Source organism: Arthrobacter sp. 05T45, from assembly GCF_056395875.1.
The window spans coordinates 17573-40906 of record NZ_JBFTKI010000004.1; the positions used below are offsets into that span (position 1 = coordinate 17573).

Consider the following 23334-nt stretch of genomic DNA (forward strand, 5'->3'; position numbering starts at 1 on the left):
ATATAGTCCTCGAACTGCGCAGCGGGCCGGCTCGGCGGATGCGTAGTCTGGAGCGGCCGGAGGAGAGCAGTTGCGTGATTCACCAAATGGGTACGCAGAGTACTACCGGCGCCTCTGCGTATTGAATCCGGGCGGATTCGCTCAAGGGCGACGCAAGTTCCGGGATTCCCGACCTAACTCGCGGCAGGACTACGTCGGGTCAAGGGCTATGGTCGTTCGCAGTGCGGGAGTATGCGCCTCGTCCTTGCACGGGTGAGTAATTTTTCACCCTAAGGGGTTTGGCTCTGCTGAAAAATTATGCTTTTCATTTACCGCACGCTCGGGATGCCGGTTGTCCCATCCTTGCCTTATGTCGAGGACATTTTCATCACCGAGGTCTTCCCCGGCGCCAAACAACGTGAATACGTGTCGATTCACTCGTACGTTACACGTGCGGCTGACCCCATCGATGTCACGGGCTTTCCCCGTGGCGAGCGTGACGCCGTCCTTTGGTAGACAGATAGAGATCGTCTTTCCCCAAGGACCCCACTCCAAGTCGACCTCGACGGTCGTGTCTACTTCGGTTGGTTTGGGTTTGATCTTGATCCAAACCATTCCGGCGTAGTCGGCCGGCCAGCGACCAAAGTGATTTTTTCCCGCCCATTCTTCCGAGTCTCCGCTCCACGGATCCCAACGACTGCGCCATAGTGACTTGATCGACATAGCTATCCATCCTCCCCCTTCATACAGCCTGTCTAAGTGATCGGCATGTTTCAAGGGCGGGAGGTTGGCGTGCTCGTACCTTGATAGCTGTGAGCGGGAGATGACAGGGGAGGCTGAGCCAGCCTGACGGGCCGCCCGCGCCCATTGTTCCTGAGTTTCCTCGTAAGTCCTTAGACCCACTCGTCCGCGGAATTTCCTCAGTGCGAATGCGAGCTCATGCGCGTCCACTGCGACAGGGCCAGGGCGTTTCCCATGCATGCTTTCCCTCTTCCGTCCCAGGTGTCTCAAAAACGTCCCTCAGCCTCTAACTTGCCGAGTCGCCGGTGACGATATTCCTATCACCGATTAGGCGGATCGGGATAAGAGAGAGGGCAGATTCGATGATTAGGACGAAGATACGTAACACTGCAGCCGCGCTGGCGCTGGCCGCAGCCGTTTCTACAGGAGGAGCAATTCTTGCTCCTCATCCCGCGGATGCGGCCGTAGGGTACTGCGGTGGCGGACGCTGCACGATTTACCTCAGCAAGGCAGAAACCCGCGAGTTTGGCAACGGTCGCATTCCGGCGCCTCCGGCATCGGCGCCGGTTCAGATCCGAACCGCCTACTACGCGCTGGCTTACGGACATCGCTGGTTCGCGCAGCAGTATGCGAACAGGGGTTGGTGCTCCGGGTTCCGGCTGTCCATTTATCCCTGGGAATCGCAGGGGTACTTCGGTTACGCCTGCTAAATGAAAAAGGTGCGGGCCGCATATTCGGCCCGCACCTTTCTCACAGCGGTGAGAACACCCCCGTATCTTGGCCGCACAACGGCTTCATATTTTCAGCTACTCATCCGGAACCGAAATTAAGGCGGCTACAAAGATGACTACCAACCTCAGTCAGGAATGGGAGACCATCATACTGAACGACGACGAGTCGGCAAGGCTCGCCGATGCAGCACAGCAGGTCACCAGCTGTCCACGTGTGGACCCTGCCAGCTTCCGGGAGGAGGCCAAAGACGGTTGGGCTGCACTTAGTTATTGCACCAGGACCAAGATCGAGCGGTTCGCCCGAGGAATGTCTCCTCGTCCTGAGGTTTATATCACCAATCTTCCTGTCGATCCTGATCTGCCTCCCACGCCGCTCGGCGGCCAAACGACGGATGTGGTGACTAACCCTTTGGGTGAGTTCCTCATGGTGACGTTCTCACTCGCTCTTGGGTTTCCCATCTCCTTTCGAGACCAGCGGTCCGGGAGCCTTATGCACGACGTGTATCCGACCAGGAAGAACGCGAAACAGGTATCAAGCCAAAGCTCCTCAGTGTCCCTCGGGTTCCACACCGAGATGTTTTTCCATCCCACACCGCCCGACTTTTTGATCCTGCATTGTCTACGTGCAGATCCTGCCGGCAAGGCGGCGACCAGTATTGCATCCTTGGATGACATCAAGAGTCGACTCACAACGTGGGAAATCGACGCTCTGACGGCTCCGATGTTTGCCATGGATCTAGCCCGACTGCATGGCACCTACAAACATGAAGGCCGGCCTATTCGGCACGATGATCCGCGACCGGTCATCCCAGTGATCGATGAACACGGTGTCGGCGTCCAGCTCCGATTTGAACCGGAACTCACCACCGCCCTAGGACAGGAGGCCCTGCAGGCTATGGAAGCTGCGGACAAGGCGGCGGAGGCTGTTGCGGTTTCAGGCAAGCTTGAAGCGGGTGGGATGCTGCTTATCGACAACCGAAAGGCGGTTCACTCTCGCTCGCCATTTATGGCGAACTTTGATGGTCGTGATCGTTGGTTACGCCGCATGATGGTCGGCGCTCATTCGCCTGGCTTTTCATTGGGCACGGTTTCTGCAAAGGGATTTCATGATCGCCCTGACCTTGAACTGGCCAGGGCATGGGGACGCGCGGGGGCGTCAATGCAAATCGTCCCCTATCAGTCAGTGGATCGTATAGCTCAGCCCGCTGTCCATATGGATACAGAACTCAACCAGACGGGGGAGGGGACCGATGAGCCCGGCATGGCTGACTAATGTTGAATTCGACTCAACCTCCCTAGAGCTTCTAACAAGGGACATGGATGTCGTGCTAGGAAAGTGCGGCATCGTCAGGGTCACCAACTTTCCGGCTTCGGCCGTCCAACTCATCCACCTTTTGAAGAACTTGGGTACGCCGCTGAGCTACTACGGAGGGGACACTGGCACGCACCCGGATCATGACGCGATCTGGCGGGTCAGTTACGATCGCGCGGGAGCGGGGCGTGGAGAAGCGCACGCTATCGATGGGCCGCTGGCCTTGCATTCCTCGCAGTCACTTCTGGAGCCTAGACCGCGGTACTTTTGCATGCTGATGGCTAATCCAGGTTGGCAGGACCAGCAAGGAGGAATGAACGGAAGGTCACTGCTCGTGCCTTGGGCGGATGCCTTACGGAGCCTATCTGAGGCTCATCCCACAGACTTCGCAGGGATGCTTAAAGCGCTCCTATCGGGTATCTCATACCCTGACGGCATCACGCGCTCAGTTGTATACCCGATAGAACGCAAACAACACGAGTACGACTACGGCGTCCGGCTCAAAAGCGACTTGCTGAAGCACCTGGAGGAAAATTCGCCAGATGAGCAGATAACGAAAGTGGTTGCGGCCTTGGCCGAGGCTGCTCAGCGGACTGCCCGCGGCGTCCAACTCGGGGCGGGGGACCTTGTCGTCGTCGACAACAACCGCTGGGGTCACGGCCGTGAAAGTGTTATCGGTCAACTGCCCATTGAAGGTGGTGGCTGGAATATTAACCCTCGCGAACTCTGGAGCCTCACGCTCGCCTAGATCGAAAAGCCTTCCCTGAGTCGTCTTCGGACGTCGGCACATCGAGTCGAAACTTCGGTCGAAGGCATTGTTGACCGAAGCTTCGCCCTGCGAAAGTGAGGGCGGCGCCAGCAGTAGGACGACGGGGAATCTTGATCACGCGACTCAGCCATGGCCCCATGCGTTTACCCTTGCGAGGGCAAGTGCCGTGGAATGACCGCGAAGGTCACAGCAGCAAAAGAACGGTGCCCCCCCCGTTGGCTACTGCGGACTTCATATTCGGCCAGCCGGGAAAGGCGGCTCAGTGGCGCGAGGGCAGCCACAGTGGCTATCATTGAGTAGGTGAGTATTTGTCCTTACATACTGACAACCTTACATAACGTCGATTATCGGCGGTTCATAATCAGCCGGGAGGGCTGATCCTGGGGCGAAATTCATTGTCCGCCAGTTCCCCAACCTAGTGGCCGCCTGAGCGCCGGAAACAGCTTTGGTGGTGAAGGCGGCTACGCGATCTGGACGCCTCTGGAGGGCTGGCTGCTGGAAATTGACTCTGTTACTCTCAGACTCTGTAGATGTCGGAGCGATGCCGATACCCGTGAATACGTCTAGCTAGAGCTAGGACGTCAGTGCTTTCACTGCTGGCATTAACAGTGACGACTGTCCGATGAAAGTCGGCCATGCAACGGAGCGCACGCAGCGTTGCGGACGCTCTCCGCCACTACGCGGCGGGGATCCGGGGGATCATCCGCCCGGCCGCGCGTCCGATGCGCCGCAGGTGTTCAACGCCGAGGCCGTCTCTGGCGCGAATGGCAAGTCCATCTAGAACTGCGCTAAGGGCGTCTGCCAGCGCCGGAAGATCTAAGTCGGCGGGAAGCTGTCCGGCCTCGACGCCGGAGCGAAGCCCGCAGTATGTGTTCGCCTGCCGAGGCCCGCACTTCGTCGAGAACGCGAGCCACAGCCATGGAGTCAGGCGCCATGCTTATGGAGGAGAGCGTGACCAGGCAGCCCTGTCGCCCATCGTGTGCCGACATGATTCGGCTGAGGCATCAAAGAGTGCTGGGAAGGCACGGTGCGCATCGGACTCCGCGTGGAGACTCGCCCACACCGGGTCTCAGTAGTTTCGCTCGTAGCGGTCAACAGCGGCGAAAAATGGCCCCGCTTTGTTACCGAATGCGGGGTACAGGCTGGGCGGACGGATCGACATTGCCGTGCAGACTTCGCTGACCGGGGTGGCCTCGTACCCTTTCTGCCAGAACAGATCGAGGGCGATGCTCAGCGCGGAGTCGCGGTCAAAGCCGGGTGGCCGACCCCGGGAGGGTTGTCGACGACCCCGCGATTGCCCACGGATTGGTTCCTAACTCGAGCGAGGCCCTATTCTCCCGACCAGCTGGGCAACAGCTTCGGCGGCAGGGGTGGGACCATCGGTCAATTCCACAATGGTGCGGTTCAGTTCGGGGCTGTGCAGTGCGGCATCGATGAAGCTGGCAACATTGTCGCGGTGCACGTCGCCGTACTCGATTGCGAGCCCGGCTGTGACACGACCGTCGCCCGGTTCGTCGCGAAGAAGCCCGGGACGGACAATCAGCCAGTCGAGGTCGGTCCCGGTCAGGTGCACGTCGGCCGTCTTCTTGACGCGCATGTAGTGCTCAAACGTCTCGCTGACCGGCCCGCCACGCCCTGAATCAGGGAATGCCGACACCAGGACGAACCGCGATACCCCTGCCAATGCGGCAGCCTCGGCCGCCTTTTCCAGGCCCTTGCCGTCAATCAGCGTGGTCTGGTCAACACCCGTTCCATGCGCGCCAGCAGAAAATACGACGGCGTCATGTCCCTTGAGCTTGTCCGCGAGGACTTCGACCGAATCAGCGATGAGATCGCCGACGACGGGCGTCGCGCCCGCTGCGGCTACGGTGTCGGCCTGGGCAGGGTTCCGGAACATGCCCGTCACTTCCTCGCCCCGCTCAACCAGCAGCTGTGCCAGGCGGCGACCAACACCACCGGCAGCGCCTATCTGGAATACCCTCATGTTCGTCTTCCGTTCGTCAGTAGTGGAAATTGCAAAGTTCGTGAATCACGGTAGTACGATTAATGTCGTACTACCTAATCGCTCCGCGGAAGAACTTCTTGGATAATCGAAGCATGCGCACCCTGGACCACCCCACGCCCCATGAGATTCAGATCGACGCTGTCCTGTCGGCGCTGGCCGATCCGATTCGTCGGCGCATTGTGAACCAGTTGGCCGACGGCCATGACGACCAAGCCTGCATCGCGTTCGACCTTCCGGTCAGCAAGTCCACGTCAACCCACCATTTCCGTGTCCTTCGTGAAGCAGGCGTCATCGAGCAGCACTATCGAGGCACGGCAATCCTGAACACACTCAGGTCCGAGGTCCTCGACGGGCTGTTTCCGGGACTACTTGACGCCGTTATCCACGCTGAACGCGCGGTGGAGCGAAAGACAAGTCTCCGCGAGGTAGGGACTGGCGTTTCCTCGCCAGGCTCCGGACGGTAGTCGTATGCGATGTGGGCCCTGGCAGCTCGCGGGCAGCCACGTTCCGCGCGCTGCCAGGATGCCACTTCGGCTCTAAGTTACCGGGGTGAGAACCTTCTCGACTGCCGGCTTGGTAGCAGGCTTGCGCCCGCTGCGAAGGCGGTTTTCGAAGTAGGTTGCAAGTCGGGAAAGCCCAAGGTTGATGGCAATCATCACTAGCGCAATGACGACCAAAGCAGGAACGTAGTTTGAATAGGCCGAGCCCGCCTGGATGCCTTGCCGCACTGCCTCGACGTACGTGATTTGGTAACCGAGTGCGGTGTCCTTCAGTGCCACAACAAGCTGGGCGACGATTGCCGGCAACATCGCCGTGATCGCCTGCGGCAAGAGAACCATTCGAAGGGTTTGCCCGTTGCCCAGCCCCAGAGCTATCGCAGCTTCGCCCTGTCCCCTGGGGATTGCTTTGATCCCTGCCCGTACGATTTCCGCGATCACCGCACCATTGCTCAGGGCAAGCCCCGTGACCACCGCTGCCACGGCGAGCTCGGTCGAGGGAAACAACGCATAGTCAGCGAACAACTGGAAGCAAAAGATCATCAGTATCAGAAGCGGAATAGCACGGAAGAACTCCACCACAGCTCCACAGCCGTAGCGTACAAACCGCTTCTCCGACAGGCGCCCTACACCCAGGAGTATGCCCAGGATGATGGCCAGGACAATGGCGAATCCCGCGGCCTGAAGTGTTCCCAAAATTCCTGGCAGGAGATACGTCTGCCACATCTCCGGCGTCAGGAAGGGCATCCACTTTTCCGCCGCCAATTGCCCCTTTTCGGCAAGGGCAGCCAAGACCAACCATCCGGCAGCCACCAGGACAAGCGCACACAGGATACTGACGGCTATGTTCAGCGCCCTACCTCTGGGGCCGGGGACATCGTAAAGGTTCCTCATGGTCGTTCCGGAGCCGTTCATCGTTTCACCTCAAACTTCTTACTCAGGTATCCGAAAGCCGCCCCTGTCGGAATGGTCAGGCACATGAAGCCGACTCCAAAGATCAGTCCAACGATGATGAGGGCAGACGTGTTTTCGATCATTTCCTTCATGAGCAGCGAGGCCTCCGCCACGCCAATGACAGAGGCAACGGTTGTGTTCTTCGTCAATGCAATGAGAATGCTTCCCAGAGGGGCGATGACGGCACGGAACGCTTGCGGAAGGACGACGTAGCGCAGACCTTGCATGAAGCCCAGGCCCAACGAACGAGCGGCCTCCGACTGGCCGAGAGGGACGGTGTTGATCCCTGCCCTGAGCGCTTCGGACACAAATGTTGCGGTGTAGAGGCTGAAGGCAAGAACAGCAAGCCTGAAGGAGCTGTCCGTAATCGACGTGGGCGACTTCGGATCCGCCAGGGTGATCCCAAGTTGCTGCGCCAAGCCGAACGACGCGAAGAGCACCACGAGGGTCAGCGGTGTGTTCCTAACGAGGTTCACATATCCGGTGGCAACGGTCCGCAGCGCCCAGACCGGAGATACACGCATGGCAGTGAGAGCCGTACCCAACAGCAGTGAACCCAACGCCGAGAGCGCCGTCAATTCAAGCGTGATCACAAATGCGGCGAGAAGCTGGTCCCCGTATTCATTGAGGATGTCCATGTTCTATGTCCAGTCTTATCTGGCAGCTGCAGGTGCTAGTAGCGTTCAATGACGGGCGTGGCGGGCAACGCGTAGCCGGATGGACCGACGTTGCTTTCGAAAGCCTTGGCCCAGGAGCCGTCATCGATCATCGACTGGATGGCATCGTTGATTTTGGCCCGACCGGCGGTATCATCCTTCTTCAGACCGATGCCGTAGTTCTCTTTGCTGAAAGTTTTGCCTACGAGCTTCAGCTTCCCCTGGTTTACCGCCGCGTAGCCGGCGAGCTGAATGTCGTCGGTCGTCATCGCGTCCACGGCTCCACTCTTCAGCGCTTCGACGCACGCTGAGGGCGTGTCGTACTCCTGCAACTGGGCATCCTTGCTGTAGTTCTTCTTGATGTTCTGGGCAGGGGTCGACCCAGTCACCGAGCACAGCTTCTTTCCCCCGTTAAGAGACTCCGGTCCCGTGATGTCCGTGTTGTCGGCCCGCACAAGGAGAGACTGGCCCGCAAGAAAATACGGCCCCGCGAAAGCCACTTTCTCCTTTCGTGCGTCATTGATGCTGTAGGTGTTGACGACGTAGTCCACCTGTCCGTTCTGGATCAGGCTTTCCCGCTGCGCAGGGGTGGCTTCCTTCCACGTAATGGAAGATTCCTGGACACCCAGTTTGCTGGCCACGTACTTGGCGACATCAACATCAAAACCCTTGAAGCTGCCATCCGGACTTTTGATGCCGAGACCGGGACGATCAAAGGAGATCCCGATCGTCAGGTGACCGCTTTGGGCACTTGCCTCAACAGTCTTGGCCTTGTCGGTCGCTCCGGAACAACCGGCCACCGAGCCGGCAAGAATTAGCGCGACCGCAGGGGCGGCGAGGAACTTGAGCTTCACAATGAACTACTTTCTAGAGTTTGGGGAGGTTAGTGGCTGAGGATCTTGCCCAGGAAGTCCCTGGCACGCGCAGTGGACGGGCTCGCGAAGAACTGGTCCGGAGTGGTGTCCTCAAGGATTTGGCCGTCCGCCATGAAGACCACACGGTCGGCAGCGCGGCGCGCGAATCCCATCTCATGGGTGACGACAAGCATGGTCATGCCGCCCTTGGCCAGGGACGCCATCACCTCAAGGACCTCGGTGACCATCTCCGGGTCGAGCGCCGAGGTGGGCTCATCAAAAAGCATCACCTTGGGTTCCATGGCCAGCGCCCGTGCAATGGCAACACGCTGCTGCTGGCCACCTGAAAGCTGTGCGGGAAGTTTATGCGCCTGGTTCGCAATGCCCACACGTTCCAGCAGAGCCATGGCCCTGTCCTTGGCCTCGGCCTTGGACACCCTGCGCACCTTCAGCGGTGCAAGCATGACGTTTTCGAGGATGGTTTTGTGGGCGAACAGATTGAAAGACTGAAAGACCATTCCGACGTCGGCCCGGTATTGCGTGAGCGCCTTGCCTTCCTGGGGCAGGGGCTTACCATCGACGGCGATGGTCCCGGATCCGATTGTCTCCAGCCTGTTGATGGTGCGGCACAGTGTCGACTTACCCGAACCGGAGGGACCGAGCACGACGACGACCTGACCTTGGGCCACCTCAAGGTTTACCTCGCGAAGGACGTGCAGGGGTCCGAAGTGCTTATTGACTCCGCGAACTGAAATCATCGCGTTCTTCTCGTTGGCAGCTGCTTCTGGAGCGCTGTCAACTGCCTTTTGCAGTTCCATAGTTGCCATTCGTTCTAGAGAGGACAGACCGGCCAGCGGGACTCGAAGTTGCTAGGCCCCGCGCCACGCCTCAAAGGGGCGATTGGCCTGTCGGTGGATGTAGACGGTTGCGATTCCGCTGGGAGTGGTCTGCACCCAACCCAACGCGTCACTGTGATCTAAGTTACGAAAATACGAATGTTAACATTTGTACTAGAAGTCGCAGGATTGGGCAAGTTCTCCATCAATATGTCCAAGACGGGAAGGGCGCTTAGGCGTGGCTGATCGCTGAGTCGCTTCGGTTGCGGCAAGTCTCCGCCGCAGTCAGGGGCCGGGCCCTCAGCTCGCGTCTTCGGCCCTTTCCTGGCTGTCCATGTCAGCCTTGATCCGCTCGAAGGCGGTTTGGATGTGGTCCTGTACCAACTCTTCGGCTTTCGCGGCGTCCCGGTCCCTGATGACCCGATACATCTCCCAGTGCTCCGGACCTATGCGCGTCCTGTAATCATCGTGGCCTTGTTGCCGATTCAGCAGGAGGAGCGCGATCTGTGAGCGGAGACCCAGCCAGACCTGTTCCAATCTGTCGTGGCCGGCGCACGCATAGATCGCATCGTGGAACGCTATGTCGGATTGGAGCATTTCGCGTCGATCACCCTCGGCCGCAGTCCGCTCTATGTCCTCTGCGCGAGCCTGCAGAATCTCGAGGTCGCCATCCGTGCGACCTTCGATGAGCCGCTGGACTGCTAAGAGCTCGATGGAGTACCGCAGCGAGTAGATCTCCTCGAGATCCTTGTGCGTGAAGACCGTCACGCGCGAGCCTCGGTGCCAGTCGCCTTGGAGCAGGCCCTCCTGTCGCAACAAGATGATGGCGTCACGCACCGGTCCGCGACTAACGGACAGCGTGGAAGCCATTTCCACTTCGTTCAGCCTGGCTCCGGGTGCAATCTCCCCCGCCAGAATGGCGTCCCTGATCCGATCGGCGACATCCTGCGCCATGCCTCGACGTTTTAGGGGCGCACGAAGAGTCCCGCTCTTGACATTTGTACTGGTGTCAGATTTCATAATGTTAACATTCTTGCAGTTGGAAGCTCGTTAGTCAGGTCACTCCAACATTATCCCAACCCTATAGCTCCGGGTCGGCAGTCCGGCTCCCATGGTTGTCGGATCCGCATGCCACAGCCAGCCGCATCCACTTCAATCCCCAGTTGTTCACGCCCCGAGGAAGCCAGATGAAACATCATGACCCGAAGACCTCCATGGCCGTTGTGGTCGGAAGCCTGGGCGTCCCTGCACTGACCGAAGTGCGCAAGAAGGCTGATGTCCGGTTTATCTCCGCCGACGAACTGCCGGACGTCATAGGCGATGTGGAAGTGCTGCTCCTGTGGGACTTCTTTTCAAATGCGCTGCAGCAGAGCTGGTCCAAAGCCCACAAACTGCGCTGGGTTCACGTGGCGGCGACCGGTGTCGACAAACTCCTCTTTCCGGAACTGGCCGCATCCCCCGTAACTATCACCAATGCCAGGGGTGTCTTCGATCGGCCAATCGCTGAGTATGTGCTGGCATGTATCGGCTACTTCAGTAAGGAAATCCATCTGTCCCGTGCCCTGCAGGAGCAGAAGGTCTGGGACACGCGAATCACCAGGAACCTCTTTGGCTCGAAGGTGCTGATCATCGGCACTGGAGGAATCGGCCGTGCCACAAGCCGGCTCCTCACTTCCGTGGGCATGACGGTTACCGGCGCTGGCCGTCGCCCCGTTGCTGATGACCCTGACTTTGAGAGGATCATCGATTCTGCCTGCCTTACAGAAAGCGTTGGATCTTTCGACTACGTCGTGGCCGCACTTCCGCTGACCTCCGCCACGTCCCAACTCATTGATGGCGCGGTGCTCCGCGCCATGAAGCCCGGCGCGGTGTTCATCAACGTTGGCCGGGGCCAAACCGTAGATCAATCCGCCCTTCAAGAAGCGCTCGGCCATCACCTTGGCGGTGCGGCCATTGACTGCTTTGAGGTGGAGCCTCTGCCAGCGGACAACCCCCTGTGGACTATGGACAACGTCCTGGTCTCCCCCCATATGGCCAGCCGGACCCAAGGATGGCTGGGCGCACTAGAGCAGCAGTTTGTGCTCCTGTTCGACCAGTGGAAGCAGCACGGGACCCTTCCCGCCCCGGTCGACAAGCAACGTGGATACCCGGCATCCGGCGAAGTATCCAGAAGGGCCTGAAACGCGCCGCATTTCGGCCCACAGACACCTGAGTAACCCCGAGCAGAACCCGTTTGCGCCCGCCGCATCAGGGCAAGCTGCCATCCGCATCCCCCGGAAATTGGAGTATCAACTACATGAACACCGTTACAGCTACCAGATTCAGCCGATCGGCAGAACGGCTGGCAGAGATCAAGCCTTCACCGATCCGGGCGATCTTTGATCGTGCTGCTGCCTTGGAGGCCTCCGGCGAGAAGGTCTTTCACTTTGAGATTGGCCGTCCGGATTTTGACACCCCCCAGGTAGTCAAGGACGCCACGGCCGCCGCACTGGAACGCGGAGAAGTCCACTACGGGCCGAACGCAGGCACCCTCGATCTTCGCCAAGCAATCTGTGACTACCTAACCGACCGACGCGGAACCACCTACGACCCCGGCTCGGAAGTGATCGTCACGATCGGAGCCAACGAAGCCGTGTTCCTCGCGCTCATGGCTTTCTGCGGCCCCGGCGATGAAGTGATCGTCCCTGTCCCCGCCTGGGCGCACTACGAATCATGCATCCGCTTGGCCGGGGCGACGCCGGTCCCCGTCCGTCTGGACGCGGCAAACGACTTCCGGCTGGACATCAACGCCATCTCTGCCGCGATTTCCCCCGCCACCCGGATGGTCATCCTCTGCACACCGAACAATCCCACCGGCGGCGTAGCCACCCGGCATGAAATCGAAGAGCTGGCCGCGGCCCTAGAGCCGACGGACGCACTCCTGATGTCCGATGAAATCTACGCCGACCTGGTCTACGGCGATGTCCAGCACGAATCCCCAGCCGCAGTGGGATCCCTGCGCGAGCGGACACTCGTGATCGGCGGCTTTGCCAAAGCCTTCGCCATGGACGGCTGGCGTCTGGGTTGGCTGGCGGGCCCCCGCGAACTCATCACACCGGCGCTGCGCGTACGCCAATACACCACCGTCTGCCCACCGACCTTCCTCCAGCCCGGAGCTGCCGCGGCACTGAACCATGCGGGACCCAACGCCGAGATGATGCGCGGCGAGTTCGAAGAACGCCGGGCGGCCGGCCTGGCCCTTCTGGAGAATATCCCCGGCGTTCAGGTCAGCCGGCCCGACGGGGCGTTCTACTTCTACCTCTCCTACTCCCCCGACGTCGCCGAACCGGCCGAACAACTGGCCCTGCGCCTGCTCGACGAACACAACGTCGCCGTCGTCCCTGGCACCGCGTTCGACCCCCACGGCGGAACCCACTCCATCCGCATCTCCTACGCCTGCCACATCGAGGACCTCACCGAGGGCCTGCGACGTATCGTCCAGGCTCTGACCACCACAACCCCTAAGGGAGCCTGACCACTCATGACTACGACTATTACGCAGGACCGGCATGCTGAGGTGGTGGGCGCGATTGTCGGGCTTGCCCCTGACGGTGTCGCGTATGTGCCCAGCGCCAGCATTGCCCCGATCATCAATGGTGTCCTTGACGCGCAGACCCGCGGGGAGCTGCCGCTGGTTTATCCGGTGTCCCGGGAAGAGGAAGCGGTTGGCGTCGTGGGCGCGTACCCGTTCGCGGGCAAGTTCGGTGTGATCCTGATGCAGGACAACGGTTTCGGCAACGCCCTGACCGCGCTGACCACCTTCGCCGTGTCCTATCACCTGCCGCTGCTGATCGTGGCGAACACCCGCGGCGGGCTGGGCGAGTACAACTCCATGATCCACAGCATTTCCGAACCCGTCCCGGCCCTGCTGGCCTCCACCAACATCCCGGTCTTCCGGGTGGACCGCCGCAACAGCGCCGAGGACTGGGGCGCCACCGTGCGTGAGGCCGGCAACCACGCCCGCATGACCTTCCGACCCGTCGTCGTACTCATGGAGTTCTTCGACCCCAAAGACGCAAAGGCAAAAGCATGAAACGCATCGAAGCACTCCGGGCCATCGTCGACACCACCGCTGACCTGCCCGTGGTGGCCACCTGCGCCGCGACCAGCCGCGAACTGGCCTCCGTCGAGGACCGCGAGAACCACCTCTACCTCCTGGACGCCATGGGCCTGGCCATCTCCGTCGGGACCGGCATCGCCCAGGCCATCAAGAACACCCCCGTCACCCGCGCCGTGGTCATCGAAGGTGACGGGTCCCTGTTGATGAACCCGGGAGCTGCGATCACCGCAGGCTATCTCGCCGCGGAAAACCTCGTCATCGTGCTTCTGGATAACGGCGTCTACGCCTCCACGGCCTCCATCCCCACCCAGGCCGTCAGCATCGATCTGGGCCGGTTCGCGGAATCTGTGGACCTGAAAGTCCTCCGCGCCGAAACCCCCGAGGAGCTCACCCTGGCCCTGAAGCAGAGCATGGCCGCGGACGGGCCCTGGTTCATCCACGCCCGCACCGAACCCGGCAACGAACCCGGCACCCCCCTGCTGCTCATTGACCCGGTCACCCACGGCGACCGCTTCCGCCGCTGGCTCACCCCACGCGCCACCGCTTAGGCGTGCCGGTAGCGTGCACACCCTGACTGCAAAGGAAGTCCATTGAGCATTGAAACTCCCGTCCTCCAGCATGAGGACCGGCTTCTCATCGGCGGAGAGTGGGTGCCGGCCAGCACTGGCCGCACAGTTCCCGTTATTAACCCCGCCACGGGCGAGGCGTTCGCGGCCGTGGCAGACGCCTCGGTCGAGGACGGCCTGGCTGCCCTCGACGCCGCCTGCGCCGCCCAGGACGCCTGGGCAGCGACCCCGGCCCGGGACCGGGCCGACATCCTGGCCCGCACCTACCAGGGAATCATTGACCGGCGGGACGAATTCGCCCGACTCATCGTCGACGAGATGGGCAAACCCTGGACCGAAGCTCAGGCCGAGGTGGACTACGGCGCCGGGTTCTTCCGCTGGTTCGCCGAATCCGCCGGCCGGCTTCACACCGAGGGCCAGTACGGCGTCGAGCCCGGCGGTAACTACCGGATCGCCGTCTCCAAACGACCGGTCGGACCGTCTCTGCTGATCACACCGTGGAACTTCCCGCTCGCGATGGGTGCCCGGAAGATCGCCCCCGCCCTGGCCGCAGGGTGCACCACCATCCTCAAACCCGCCGTGCAGACCCCGTTGACATCCCTGCTCCTCGCGCAGGTCCTCGAGGCGGCAGGAGTCCCTGCCGGCGTCGTGAACGTCGTCGTCACCGGCAATTCCCGCGACGTGGTCGCGGGAATCATGGCGGACCCGCGCGTGCGCAAAGTTTCCTTCACCGGCTCCACCCAGGTCGGGAAGATCCTGCTGTCCCAGGCGGCGGAGAACGTCATGAACACCTCCATGGAACTGGGCGGCAACGCTCCCCTCATCGTGTTTAATGACGCCGACCTGGACGTTGCGGTGGAAGGGGCGATGACCGCGAAGCTGCGCAACGGCGGCCAGTCCTGCGTCGCCGCCAACCGCATCTACGTACAGTCCGGCGTCGCCGAACAGTTCATCCAGCGCTTCACCGAACGCATGGCCGCCACCACCACCGGTCACGGCCACGACCCCGCCACCGGACTCGGCCCCCTCATCGATGACAAGCAGCGGACTACTGTCCACCAGCTCGTCACGGACGCCGTCAACAAGGGCGCCACCTGCCTCACCGGCGGCCGCGCCACCGGCGGGCCGGGCTACTTCTACGAACCCACCGTTCTCATCAATATCCCGGCAGACGCGGACATCCGGACCGAGGAAATCTTCGGCCCCGTCGCAGCGATCTACACCTTCGACACCGAAGACGAAGCCATCGCCGATGCCAACAACACCCCCTACGGGCTGGCCTCCTACGTCTTTACCGAGAACCTGTCCAGGGCCCTGCGCACCGCAGACGCCATCGACGCCGGCATGACCGGCATCAACCGCGGACTGGTCTCCAACCCCTCTGCCCCCTTCGGCGGCACCAACCAATCCGGACTCCACCGCGAAGGCGGCACCGAGGGCCTCGACGCCTATCAGGAAACCAAATACACCGGCATCCAACTCTAAGAGCCAGATACCGGTCCGGAAGGGTCCACAGCCAGAGGGCTCCCGGCGCACCGTGGTTGCGCCAGGAGCCCTCTGCATTGTGTTGGAGCCGCACCAGCCAGGACGCCCCACGATGAGCTGAGATGAAAGCAGCACCACCCATCACCCAGGTGACCATCAGCCAAAACTGGTCCGGCTCGTCCGCCGGCCAGCACGTAACCGTCGCTGCAAACATTGGAGAGCCCGACCGGGCGGTCATCGACGCAATGACGCAGGACAACCGAGCGGTCTGGGTCACCGACACCCAAATTGCGGCTGAGTCGTATCTGTCCTCGAGAACCGTTTCCACTCCCACATGTCGAAGACCAGCGCTCGTTCGAAGGCTTCGTTGATTTGCCCGGCAGGCATGATCTCGATGTCCGAGCCGATCCCTTGCTCGCCACTGAAGTCGAGCAGTTCCTGGGTTTCGGGGTGCCGCCAATAATGGACCCTGCGTATGATTCGCGAACGAGACTCCGGTTTCCGGGTCAGCAAAACCAATGGATCCAGCCAAACCTGTATGAGCAACAGCACGATAGCCCCCGCAAAGGGCCGGGACGTCTATGAAGGAACTCAGGAAGGGCGCGGATCTGGCAATCAACACGTCCGAGCCACCGCCCTACTTGGCCTCACATACCCTGAGCTCAACATTGATCCAGGTCCAGCACTCCGGGGCTCCGCAGTTTGATGTGATCAACGGACGTGCAGAGTTGACCGACGTCGTGCAATATCCGGTCTTGCTACCGGGTTACGGCAGGGCGGTCGAAAGCCAGGTTCGACTCACGGCCGATCGGGCAGGCCTCGAACTCTCCTTGGCAACGACGACTGCCGACCCCAAAATCGCCCAGGCCATGGCTGCAGCTGGCCGCGGCAATGCAGTAGTCATTGAGCCGGCAGCCTACGACCTGAAGCACGCCTTTGTCGTCCATCAAGGAAAACCGCTCGTCGTCCACTTCTTCGCCGCTTGAGACCCGGCCCATTATGCTTCAAAGGAAATAGAAGCCTTCGCGCAAGAAATGACTGCCTGGTTCAAACGCTTGACTCCTTTTCCAGCGTGACTGGAGAATGAAAGAGCCGTCCGACCAACGAAGGAAGGTTCGATACTTGCAGCTAGGCAGGGCACGTATCAATCAACCGAGAGCCCCGTTCCTGCTGGCCCGCTCGCGCAAAGCGTCGCGAGCAGATCGAATCAGTGGCCGCTCATTTGAAACCAAGAACAGGAGCACCTGGTCAGGCCGCATTCGACGGCGCCTTGCAGGTGCCCCTGTATAGGGTCGGTCAGGCTAGCCTGCGTGGATGTCCCGTTTGAACGTCTCGGGGAGCCACTTGAACAGGATCGGCGCGGCGATCAGGGCAACAACCGCCATGTACCATGCCGCCGCCGTCGAGGTTCCTGTGGCATTGGCGAGGGCGGCTGCGATCAACGGCCCCGGACCGGCGATGAGGGCCAGCCCCAGGTTGTAGCCGAGGGCACTGCCACTGGACCGCGTGGAAGCCGGGAACAACTCCACCAACAGAACAACGTTCGTGACGCTGCACAGTGCCTGGCAGGCTCCGAAGAGGATCAGGCCAGCCACGATGGCAAAGCCGTTCCCGGTTCCGATGAGCAGGAACGCCGGGATGGACAGCACCACGAAGCCCGCGGTGCCGAGAAGGTTCAGGCTGCGCCGGCCGTGGCGGTCGGACAGGATTCCGGCCAGGGGACACATCAGCAGGTACACGAACAGGCCTGCGCCGCTGAGCGCCAGGGCCGCGCCGCGATCCAGGCCAAGCGAGGTGGTGAGGTGGTTGTTCATATAGGTCGCAAGGTAGTAGATGCCCAGGCCCGAGACGCTGGAGAAAGCAAAGGTAATCAGGATTGGTTTGAGTCCCTTGGTGCCGGCCTTGGTCAGGGGCGAGGCCGCCACCCGCTCTTCCGACTTCAGGCTTTCAAAAACAGGCGTGTCCCCGAGCTTCATGCGGATGTAGAGGCCGGCGAGGGACATCGGCGCGGCGAGGAGGAACGGCAGCCGCCAGCCCCAGCCCGACAGGTCCTCCGGGGACAAAGCAGAGCTGAGTCCCAGGGCAACGAAGCTGCCAACGATGAATGCAAGTGCGGCGGTTCCGGAGATGAGACTGGCGTACAGGCCCCGCTTGTTGTTGGGGGCGCTTTCCACCAGGTAGGCCGCGGAGCCGCTCCACTCCCCGCCCGCTGCGATGCCCTGCACACAGCGCAGGAGGACAAGCAGGATCGGCGCGAGGAGGCCGGCGACGGCGTACGTCGGCAGGAGTCCCATCACCGTGGTGGCGCCGCCCATGAGCAGCACGGACCAGACCAGTGCCGCCTTCCGGCCGTGCTTGTCGCCGATGGGACCCAGAATGAATGCGCCCAGTGGGCGCATGATGAAGCCCACTGCAAAGACCGCGAACGCGCTCAGCAGGGCCAGTGTCGGGGTGCTTTCCGGGAAGAAGAGCTTGCCGATGGTGCTGGCGAAGAATCCATAAACGGCGAAGTCGAACCACTCCATGAAATTGCCGATTCCCACCGCGAGGGCGGTCTTCCGGCGCGTCGCCGGCGACAATTCTGTGCTGCTTGGGAGGGTTGTTGCGCTGTGGATCAAGACGAACCTCTCTGTTGACGTCAGTTTCGGGCGTGGAATGGCCCCCGCCCCCGTTGCGGGCAAGGAGCGGAGGCCAAGTGGTGGAGCGATGGGCCGCGCCCGGCAATGCGCGGCCCATCGGTTTAGTCCGCGTACGGGTCGGGAATGCCGATGTACTGCGTGGTGGTGTACTCGGCGAGTCCTTCGGCGCCGCCTTCTCTGCCGAGGCCGGACTGCTTGACTCCGCCAAAGGGGGCTGCGGCGTTGGAGATGACACCGGCGTTGAATCCGACCATGCCGAATTCAATCTGCTCGGCAACCCGGAGCATCCGGGCGTGATCGCGGGTAAAGAGATACGACGCCAACCCGTACTCGGTGGCATTGGCGAGGCGGATTGCTTCCTCTTCGGTGGAGAAGCTGGTCACCGGGGCAACCGGACCAAAGATCTCGCTGCCCAGAATCGACGCGTCGTTGGGTACGTTCGCGAGCACGGTGGGGGCATAGAAGTAGCCCGCGCCGTCGACCGGAGCGCCGCCGGTGGTGACCGTTGCGCCTTGCGCCACGGCTTCGGTGACCAGTGCGTGAATGTCCTTGCGGGCACGACCATCGATCACGGGGCCGACGGCGGAGCCAGGGTCCGTGCCGCGGCCCAAGGTCAGCGCGCCCATTGCGGCGGCGAACTTCGCTGTGAACTCCTCGGCGACGGACTCATGGACCAGGAACCGGTTGGCCGCGGTGCAGGCCTCCCCCATGTTGCGCATCTTCGCCGCCATCGCGCCCTGCACTGCCTTGTCCAGGTCAGCGTCGTCAAACACGATGAACGGGGCATTGCCGCCCAACTCCATCGAGGTACGCAGGACGTTCTCGGACGCGTCCGCCAGCAGGCGCCTGCCCACCGGAGTCGATCCCGTGAAGGAGACCTTCCGCAACCGCGAGTCTTTCATCAACGGGCCGGAAATCGCCGATGCGTTCGAGGAGGCGACGACGTTCAACACACCGGCCGGCAGCCCCGCTTCCTGCATGACCTGGGCGAACAACAGCGACGTTAAGGGAGTGAGCTTGGCGGGCTTGAGCACCATTGTGCAACCGGCCGCGACGGCGGGGGCGACCTTGCGGGTGGCCATCGCCAACGGGAAGTTCCACGGAGTGATCAACAGGCACGGACCTACTGGCTTGCGCTGGACCAGGATCCGGCTCTTCCCCTCCGGAGAGGTGAGGTAGCGGCCGTAATCGCGGACTGTCTCTTCGGAGAACCAGCGCAGGAACTCCGCCCCGTAGGTGACCTCGCCTCGGGCCTCGGCCAAGGGCTTGCCCATCTCCAACGTCATGAGCAGCGCGAAGTCTTCGGCCCGCTCGGTCACCAACTCGAAAGCGCGGCGCAGGATCTCTGCGCGTTCCCGCGGGGCCGTCCGTGCCCACGATGCCTGAACGGCATCGGCGGCGTCCAACGCGGCCACCGCATCGGCGCTGGTAGCGTCCGCGATCTCCAGCAGTGTCTTGCCCGTCGCGGGATCTTCGACGGCGAACGTTCCGCCGCCGCTGGCATCCCGCCACTGACCATTGATGAACAGGCCGGTGGGAATGGTCGAGAGCACAAGTCTCTCGAGTTCGGGTGTGACAGTAGCCGTTTCAGGCATTTCGGGTTCCTTCCAGGGCAGGTGAGTCGACTTCCCGGCCGTTGGTTTCCATCGGGTGGAGCTCGTCGAGAATGGGCAGCAAGTAGGTCTTGAAGAGGGGATAGTTTTCGGCCATCGGGAAGTGCCCGATGGCCTGCATGGGGCCACCTTTGGCCCCCGGGATTTCGGCGATCGCGTCCGCCGTGTCGGCAGGGGTGCAGGCGTGGTCGTATTCACCGGTGAGCAGGTAGACAGGACAAACCGTGGTGTCGATCTCATGCCCCCTCCCCCGCAGGTCAAGGTCCTGGGAATAGAAGTAGGTGTCTCCCCTGTAGATGCCGGGGCCGCCCTGGCTGTAAATCCACCACACTTCCCGGCGGGATGACTCGGGGCTTTGGGGGGCCATCAGGCTCGATGTCCAGGTCGGTACGGATTGCTGGGCGTTGACGTCGGGCCGCAGGGACCAGTCCTGGAACCGTCCGTTGACTTTGAGTGCTCCGGACAAGCCGATGACTCCGCCGATTTCGTCGGCGTGCCGGCGGGCCAGCTCCAGCACCAGCGAACCGGCCATGGAACAGCCGATGACGGTGGGCCGGTTGAGGTCCAGTGCCGCGGCGAAGTCACGGACGATCGCTACGTAGGCATCGGTGGTCAGCAGATATTCTTCTTCCCACCAGCCTTCAGGCGGCAGGGACCTGCCGTGCCAGGGGAGGTCGAACGCGACAACCCGGAATCGGCTGGTGATCTCCGGATCATTGAGCAGATGACGGTATTGCCGGGAGTCCGCTCCCGCAGTGTGCAGGCACAGCAGGACCGGACCGGTGCCGGCTTCCTCGAAATAGATGCGGTGGTCGCGGCCGGATGAGCGAAGGTGCACGTAGCGGCCAACGACATTCTCAATGACGGCCTCCGGGGTCTCAGTGCTGGGCATGAAGGGCCTTTCCGAGGTCCACGAGTCGCGCGAGGACCCTGAGGTTACGGACAAGCTCGACGTCCGAACCGCCCATCGTGACGTCGGGGCTGTTTTTGGCGAGGGCGAGCAAGTCGTGCAGCTGGGGTGTCGGCTGCGGGTCGAACACCTGCCCCCATCCGGCCTGCGTGGCCGAGATGAGAATGTGCTCCTTGGGCAGTTCCTCCGCGGGGACGGCACCCAAGGTGCCTGCGCGGAAGTTCAACACCGCCCTCCAGTTGCCGGGCGAGACGGCGTCAATCCAGAAATCGCTGTACTTGCCGATGACCTGAAGTTCGCGATCATCTTGCCCCGCGTTGCCCAACTGGGTGAACCACGATGTGGAGATGGCCGGGCCGGGGTGGTGTGGATGTGATGAAGTCATGAACAAACTTTCTGCGTTTGGACGGCGGACTCATAGGGACGGCGGGGTCCCGGGGAGAGCGCTCAGATCGTTAATTCGTCAATGCGCACGTGGGCGTTGTCCGCTTTCCGGCGGCGCTGCGGTGCCGTTGCAATGGCGATGAACCCAAGCGTGGCGGCGATCACCATATACCAGACGACCGCGTCGCTGGTGTGGTACTGCTGAATGAGCAAGGTGGCGATAATCGGCACGGGAGCGGAAGTCACGATGCCGCCCAGCTGATACGCCAGTGATGCGCCGGTGTAGCGCACCTCGGTGGGGAAGAGCTCGGCCGTAAATCCGGAGATGACGCTGTAGGAGACGCCATGGAGGATCGGAAGGGCGATGACCAGGGCGGCGAGGATGCCCCAGAAGGTGCCCGTGCTGAAGAGGGCGAAGACCGGGAACGCTCCAACAGCCACCAGGACGCAGCCGGCCAGCAGCACCTTCTTGGTGCTGTACTTGTCCGCGAAAGTGGCGAAGAACGGCAGGGTGAAGACCTGCAGCGTGGCTGCGATCATCAGAGCGACAAAGATCGTGCCCGAGGGAATGCCGAGTTGCTTGGGGCCGTAGCTGATCAGGAACACTGTCGCGATGTAGAAGGTGAAGTTCGGGGCGAACCCGCACAGAATGCCGTGCATCAGGGCGCGCTTGTGGTGCTTGAACACCTCCAGGGCCGGAACCTTGGGAGTTTCATCCTTCTCCTGAATTTCCAGGAACTCCGGTGATTCCGTGACTTTGAGGCGGATCCACAGGCCGACGATGACCAGCGCGACGGAGGCGATAAACGGGATGCGCCAGCCCCACGACAGAAGTGCTTCCTGCGGCATCAGTGCGACCAGGGCGAAGGTGCCGCTGGACAGAACGGTGCCTGCGGGCACGCCGGCCTGCGGGAAGCTGGAGTAGAACGCCCGCTTGTTGGCCGGGGCGTGCTCCAGAGACATGAGGACGGCGCCGCCCCATTCGCCGCCGACCGCGAAACCCTGAAGGAAGCGACAGACCACAAGCAGGATGGGGGCCCAGATGCCGATCGTGGCGTAGTTGGGCAGCAACCCGACGACAAGCGTCCCGAGGCCCATGCACAGGACCGACCAGACGAGCATCTTTTTGCGGCCGATCCGGTCGCCGAAGTGGCCGAAGAACGCGCCGCCGAAGGGGCGGGCAATAAAAGCCACGGCAAAGGTGGCGAAGGCGGCAAGAGTCCCGGCAAATGGATCAAGGGTGGGGAAGAACTGGCTGTTCAGCACCAGGACGGTGGCTGCACCGAAGATGTAGTAGTCGTACCACTCGATGGTGGTGCCGATGAAGCTCGCCATGGCGACTTTCGCCGGTGAAGGCGGCGACGCCAGTGTCGCGGCCGATGATGCGCCCATATCGCTAGACCTTTCAACAGTGAACGGAGGGGGCCGGCTTGGCCGGCGAAATAATCATAAGACCGTATTACGGTGTTATGAGCTTAGGGCGTGATCTGCCCCACGTCAACTGCCGGCCACCAAGGCGGCGTGCAAAGCAATAGCCCCGCCCCGCCAGATGGCGGGACGGGGCTATTGTGCTGAGGGCCGTGAGTTGCCGGCCTAGGCGTTACGAAGCTTGCGCATCTCCCCCAGGGCGGCTTCTGCTGCGTTGCGTACGTGCTCCTCGCAGGCAATGCGGGCTTCGTCCGGATCCCGGTTCACGGCCGCAGCTGCAGTAATGCGGGTGATTTCCGCAATAGTGCTTCCCTCCCGCCCCGGTACCGCAAGGGAAAGGGCCCGGAGCATCTGCGTGCGGGCATTGACGCTGCGGAGCATCCGGGCAATTTCTGCGTTTCCGGTTCCATCGAAGAGGACGTCATAGTATCTGTCCTTGGCCGCAAGCCGCTTTTCCGGGTCACCCGAGGCGACTGCGGCCTTGATCTCACCAAGCCGGGCGACCAGTTCAGTGCATTGCGCGGCAGTAGCCCGCTCTGCAAACAGGCTGCCTGCCAGGGATTCGAGGGCGCGCCGCACCTCATAGAGACTCTCAGCATCATGGACGCTCAGCGTGGCAACCTCAGGTCCCCGGTTCGGGACCATGCTCACAAGCCCCTCGGATTCCAACTGGCGGAGGGCTTCGCGCACCACGGTCCTGCTGACCGAGTACTTTTCGCAGAGCATGGTTTCCACGAGCCGTTCCCCGGGCGTGAATTCCTGGGTGACGATAGCGCGGCGAAGTGCGCTGACCACCTGCTGGCGGAGCGGCGCGGCGGTCCTTCGGATGGCATCGATAGTCATAGCACTCCTTCTTGAAGGTTTCACCATCATACG

The 23334-nt window shown here is 61.8% G+C and carries 23 protein-coding genes; 9 read left to right on the plus strand and 14 right to left on the minus strand.

What is annotated here, in order from left to right:
- Window positions 1-264: 264 nt before the first annotated feature.
- A complete protein-coding gene (locus AC1DGD_RS06200; RefSeq protein WP_476856236.1) occupies window positions 265-702 on the minus strand; it encodes a hypothetical protein in 438 nt (145 codons plus the stop codon).
- Window positions 703-1563: 861 nt separating this feature from the next.
- On the opposite strand from AC1DGD_RS06200, the gene AC1DGD_RS06205 reads away from it, so the two are divergent.
- Window positions 1564-2724 carry a TauD/TfdA family dioxygenase gene (locus AC1DGD_RS06205; RefSeq protein WP_476856237.1) on the plus strand — a complete coding sequence of 387 codons (1161 nt, stop codon included), beginning with the start codon at window positions 1564-1566 and terminating at the stop codon, window positions 2722-2724.
- Window positions 2725-2767: 43 nt separating this feature from the next.
- On the plus strand, window positions 2768-3511 hold the full coding sequence (locus tag AC1DGD_RS06210) for a TauD/TfdA family dioxygenase (RefSeq protein WP_476856391.1): 744 nt from the start codon (window positions 2768-2770) through the stop codon (window positions 3509-3511).
- Between the two features lie 1090 nt (window positions 3512-4601).
- Here AC1DGD_RS06210 and AC1DGD_RS06215 read toward each other — a convergent pair.
- Both AC1DGD_RS06215 and AC1DGD_RS06220 read right to left on the minus strand, forming a co-directional pair.
- Entirely contained in the window at window positions 4602-4838 is a 237-nt protein-coding gene (locus AC1DGD_RS06215) for a TetR/AcrR family transcriptional regulator (protein WP_476856392.1), read from the minus strand.
- Window positions 4839-4844: 6 nt separating this feature from the next.
- Entirely contained in the window at window positions 4845-5516 is a 672-nt protein-coding gene (locus AC1DGD_RS06220; protein WP_476856238.1) for an NAD(P)H-binding protein, read from the minus strand.
- 113 nt (window positions 5517-5629) lie between these two features.
- On the opposite strand from AC1DGD_RS06220, the gene AC1DGD_RS06225 reads away from it, so the two are divergent.
- Entirely contained in the window at window positions 5630-6001 is a 372-nt protein-coding gene (locus tag AC1DGD_RS06225; RefSeq protein ID WP_476856239.1) for an ArsR/SmtB family transcription factor, read from the plus strand.
- Window positions 6002-6073: 72 nt separating this feature from the next.
- Here the strand turns inward: AC1DGD_RS06225 and AC1DGD_RS06230 are convergent, their stop codons facing one another.
- From AC1DGD_RS06230 to AC1DGD_RS06250, 5 genes are all read right to left on the minus strand, one after another.
- On the minus strand, window positions 6074-6826 hold the full coding sequence (locus tag AC1DGD_RS06230; RefSeq protein WP_476856240.1) for an amino acid ABC transporter permease: 753 nt from the start codon (window positions 6824-6826) through the stop codon (window positions 6074-6076).
- Window positions 6827-6945: 119 nt separating this feature from the next.
- Window positions 6946-7626 (minus strand): amino acid ABC transporter permease, encoded by a 681-nt coding sequence (locus AC1DGD_RS06235; RefSeq protein WP_476856241.1) that lies wholly within the window; start codon window positions 7624-7626, stop codon window positions 6946-6948.
- 35 nt (window positions 7627-7661) lie between these two features.
- Window positions 7662-8501 carry a glutamate ABC transporter substrate-binding protein gene (locus AC1DGD_RS06240; protein ID WP_476856393.1) on the minus strand — a complete coding sequence of 280 codons (840 nt, stop codon included), beginning with the start codon at window positions 8499-8501 and terminating at the stop codon, window positions 7662-7664.
- Between the two features lie 26 nt (window positions 8502-8527).
- A complete protein-coding gene (locus AC1DGD_RS06245) occupies window positions 8528-9256 on the minus strand; it encodes an amino acid ABC transporter ATP-binding protein (protein ID WP_476856242.1) in 729 nt (242 codons plus the stop codon).
- 378 nt (window positions 9257-9634) lie between these two features.
- Window positions 9635-10288, minus strand: a complete 654-nt coding sequence (locus AC1DGD_RS06250) for a GntR family transcriptional regulator (protein ID WP_476856243.1) — start codon at window positions 10286-10288, stop codon at window positions 9635-9637.
- 260 nt (window positions 10289-10548) lie between these two features.
- On the opposite strand from AC1DGD_RS06250, the gene AC1DGD_RS06255 reads away from it, so the two are divergent.
- From AC1DGD_RS06255 to AC1DGD_RS06280, 6 genes are all read left to right on the plus strand, one after another.
- Window positions 10549-11514, plus strand: coding sequence for a D-2-hydroxyacid dehydrogenase (locus tag AC1DGD_RS06255; protein WP_476856244.1), 966 nt, complete (start codon window positions 10549-10551; stop codon window positions 11512-11514).
- 116 nt (window positions 11515-11630) lie between these two features.
- Window positions 11631-12848 carry a pyridoxal phosphate-dependent aminotransferase gene (locus AC1DGD_RS06260; RefSeq protein ID WP_476856245.1) on the plus strand — a complete coding sequence of 406 codons (1218 nt, stop codon included), beginning with the start codon at window positions 11631-11633 and terminating at the stop codon, window positions 12846-12848.
- A gap of 6 nt (window positions 12849-12854) precedes the next feature.
- Window positions 12855-13406: a thiamine pyrophosphate-binding protein gene (locus AC1DGD_RS06265; protein ID WP_476856246.1), complete on the plus strand. Its 552-nt coding sequence runs from the start codon at window positions 12855-12857 to the stop codon at window positions 13404-13406.
- On the plus strand, window positions 13403-13981 hold the full coding sequence (locus tag AC1DGD_RS06270; protein ID WP_476856247.1) for a thiamine pyrophosphate-dependent enzyme: 579 nt from the start codon (window positions 13403-13405) through the stop codon (window positions 13979-13981). The genes AC1DGD_RS06265 and AC1DGD_RS06270 overlap by 4 nt, the downstream gene beginning before the upstream one ends.
- Before the next feature lie 42 nt (window positions 13982-14023).
- A complete protein-coding gene (locus AC1DGD_RS06275; protein ID WP_476856248.1) occupies window positions 14024-15484 on the plus strand; it encodes an NAD-dependent succinate-semialdehyde dehydrogenase in 1461 nt (486 codons plus the stop codon).
- A 581-nt stretch (window positions 15485-16065) separates the two neighbouring features.
- Window positions 16066-16470, plus strand: coding sequence for a hypothetical protein (locus AC1DGD_RS06280; protein WP_476856249.1), 405 nt, complete (start codon window positions 16066-16068; stop codon window positions 16468-16470).
- Window positions 16471-16785: 315 nt separating this feature from the next.
- Here the strand turns inward: AC1DGD_RS06280 and AC1DGD_RS06285 are convergent, their stop codons facing one another.
- The 6 genes from AC1DGD_RS06285 to AC1DGD_RS06310 all read right to left on the minus strand — a co-directional run bounded on the left by AC1DGD_RS06285 (window position 16786) and on the right by AC1DGD_RS06310 (window position 23301).
- A complete protein-coding gene (locus tag AC1DGD_RS06285) occupies window positions 16786-18063 on the minus strand; it encodes an MFS transporter (RefSeq protein ID WP_476856250.1) in 1278 nt (425 codons plus the stop codon).
- A 161-nt stretch (window positions 18064-18224) separates the two neighbouring features.
- On the minus strand, window positions 18225-19718 hold the full coding sequence (locus AC1DGD_RS06290; RefSeq protein WP_476856251.1) for an NAD-dependent succinate-semialdehyde dehydrogenase: 1494 nt from the start codon (window positions 19716-19718) through the stop codon (window positions 18225-18227).
- Window positions 19711-20628 (minus strand): alpha/beta fold hydrolase, encoded by a 918-nt coding sequence (locus AC1DGD_RS06295; RefSeq protein ID WP_476856252.1) that lies wholly within the window; start codon window positions 20626-20628, stop codon window positions 19711-19713. The genes AC1DGD_RS06290 and AC1DGD_RS06295 overlap by 8 nt, the downstream gene beginning before the upstream one ends.
- Window positions 20615-21031 carry a hypothetical protein gene (locus tag AC1DGD_RS06300; protein WP_476856253.1) on the minus strand — a complete coding sequence of 139 codons (417 nt, stop codon included), beginning with the start codon at window positions 21029-21031 and terminating at the stop codon, window positions 20615-20617. Before AC1DGD_RS06300 ends, AC1DGD_RS06295 begins: the two co-directional genes overlap by 14 nt.
- A gap of 62 nt (window positions 21032-21093) precedes the next feature.
- A complete protein-coding gene (locus AC1DGD_RS06305) occupies window positions 21094-22422 on the minus strand; it encodes an MFS transporter (RefSeq protein ID WP_476856254.1) in 1329 nt (442 codons plus the stop codon).
- Between the two features lie 201 nt (window positions 22423-22623).
- The gene (locus AC1DGD_RS06310) at window positions 22624-23301 is read right to left on the minus strand and encodes a GntR family transcriptional regulator (RefSeq protein ID WP_476856255.1); all 678 of its coding nucleotides are present in this window, start codon (window positions 23299-23301) and stop codon (window positions 22624-22626) included.
- Window positions 23302-23334 lie beyond the last annotated feature (33 nt).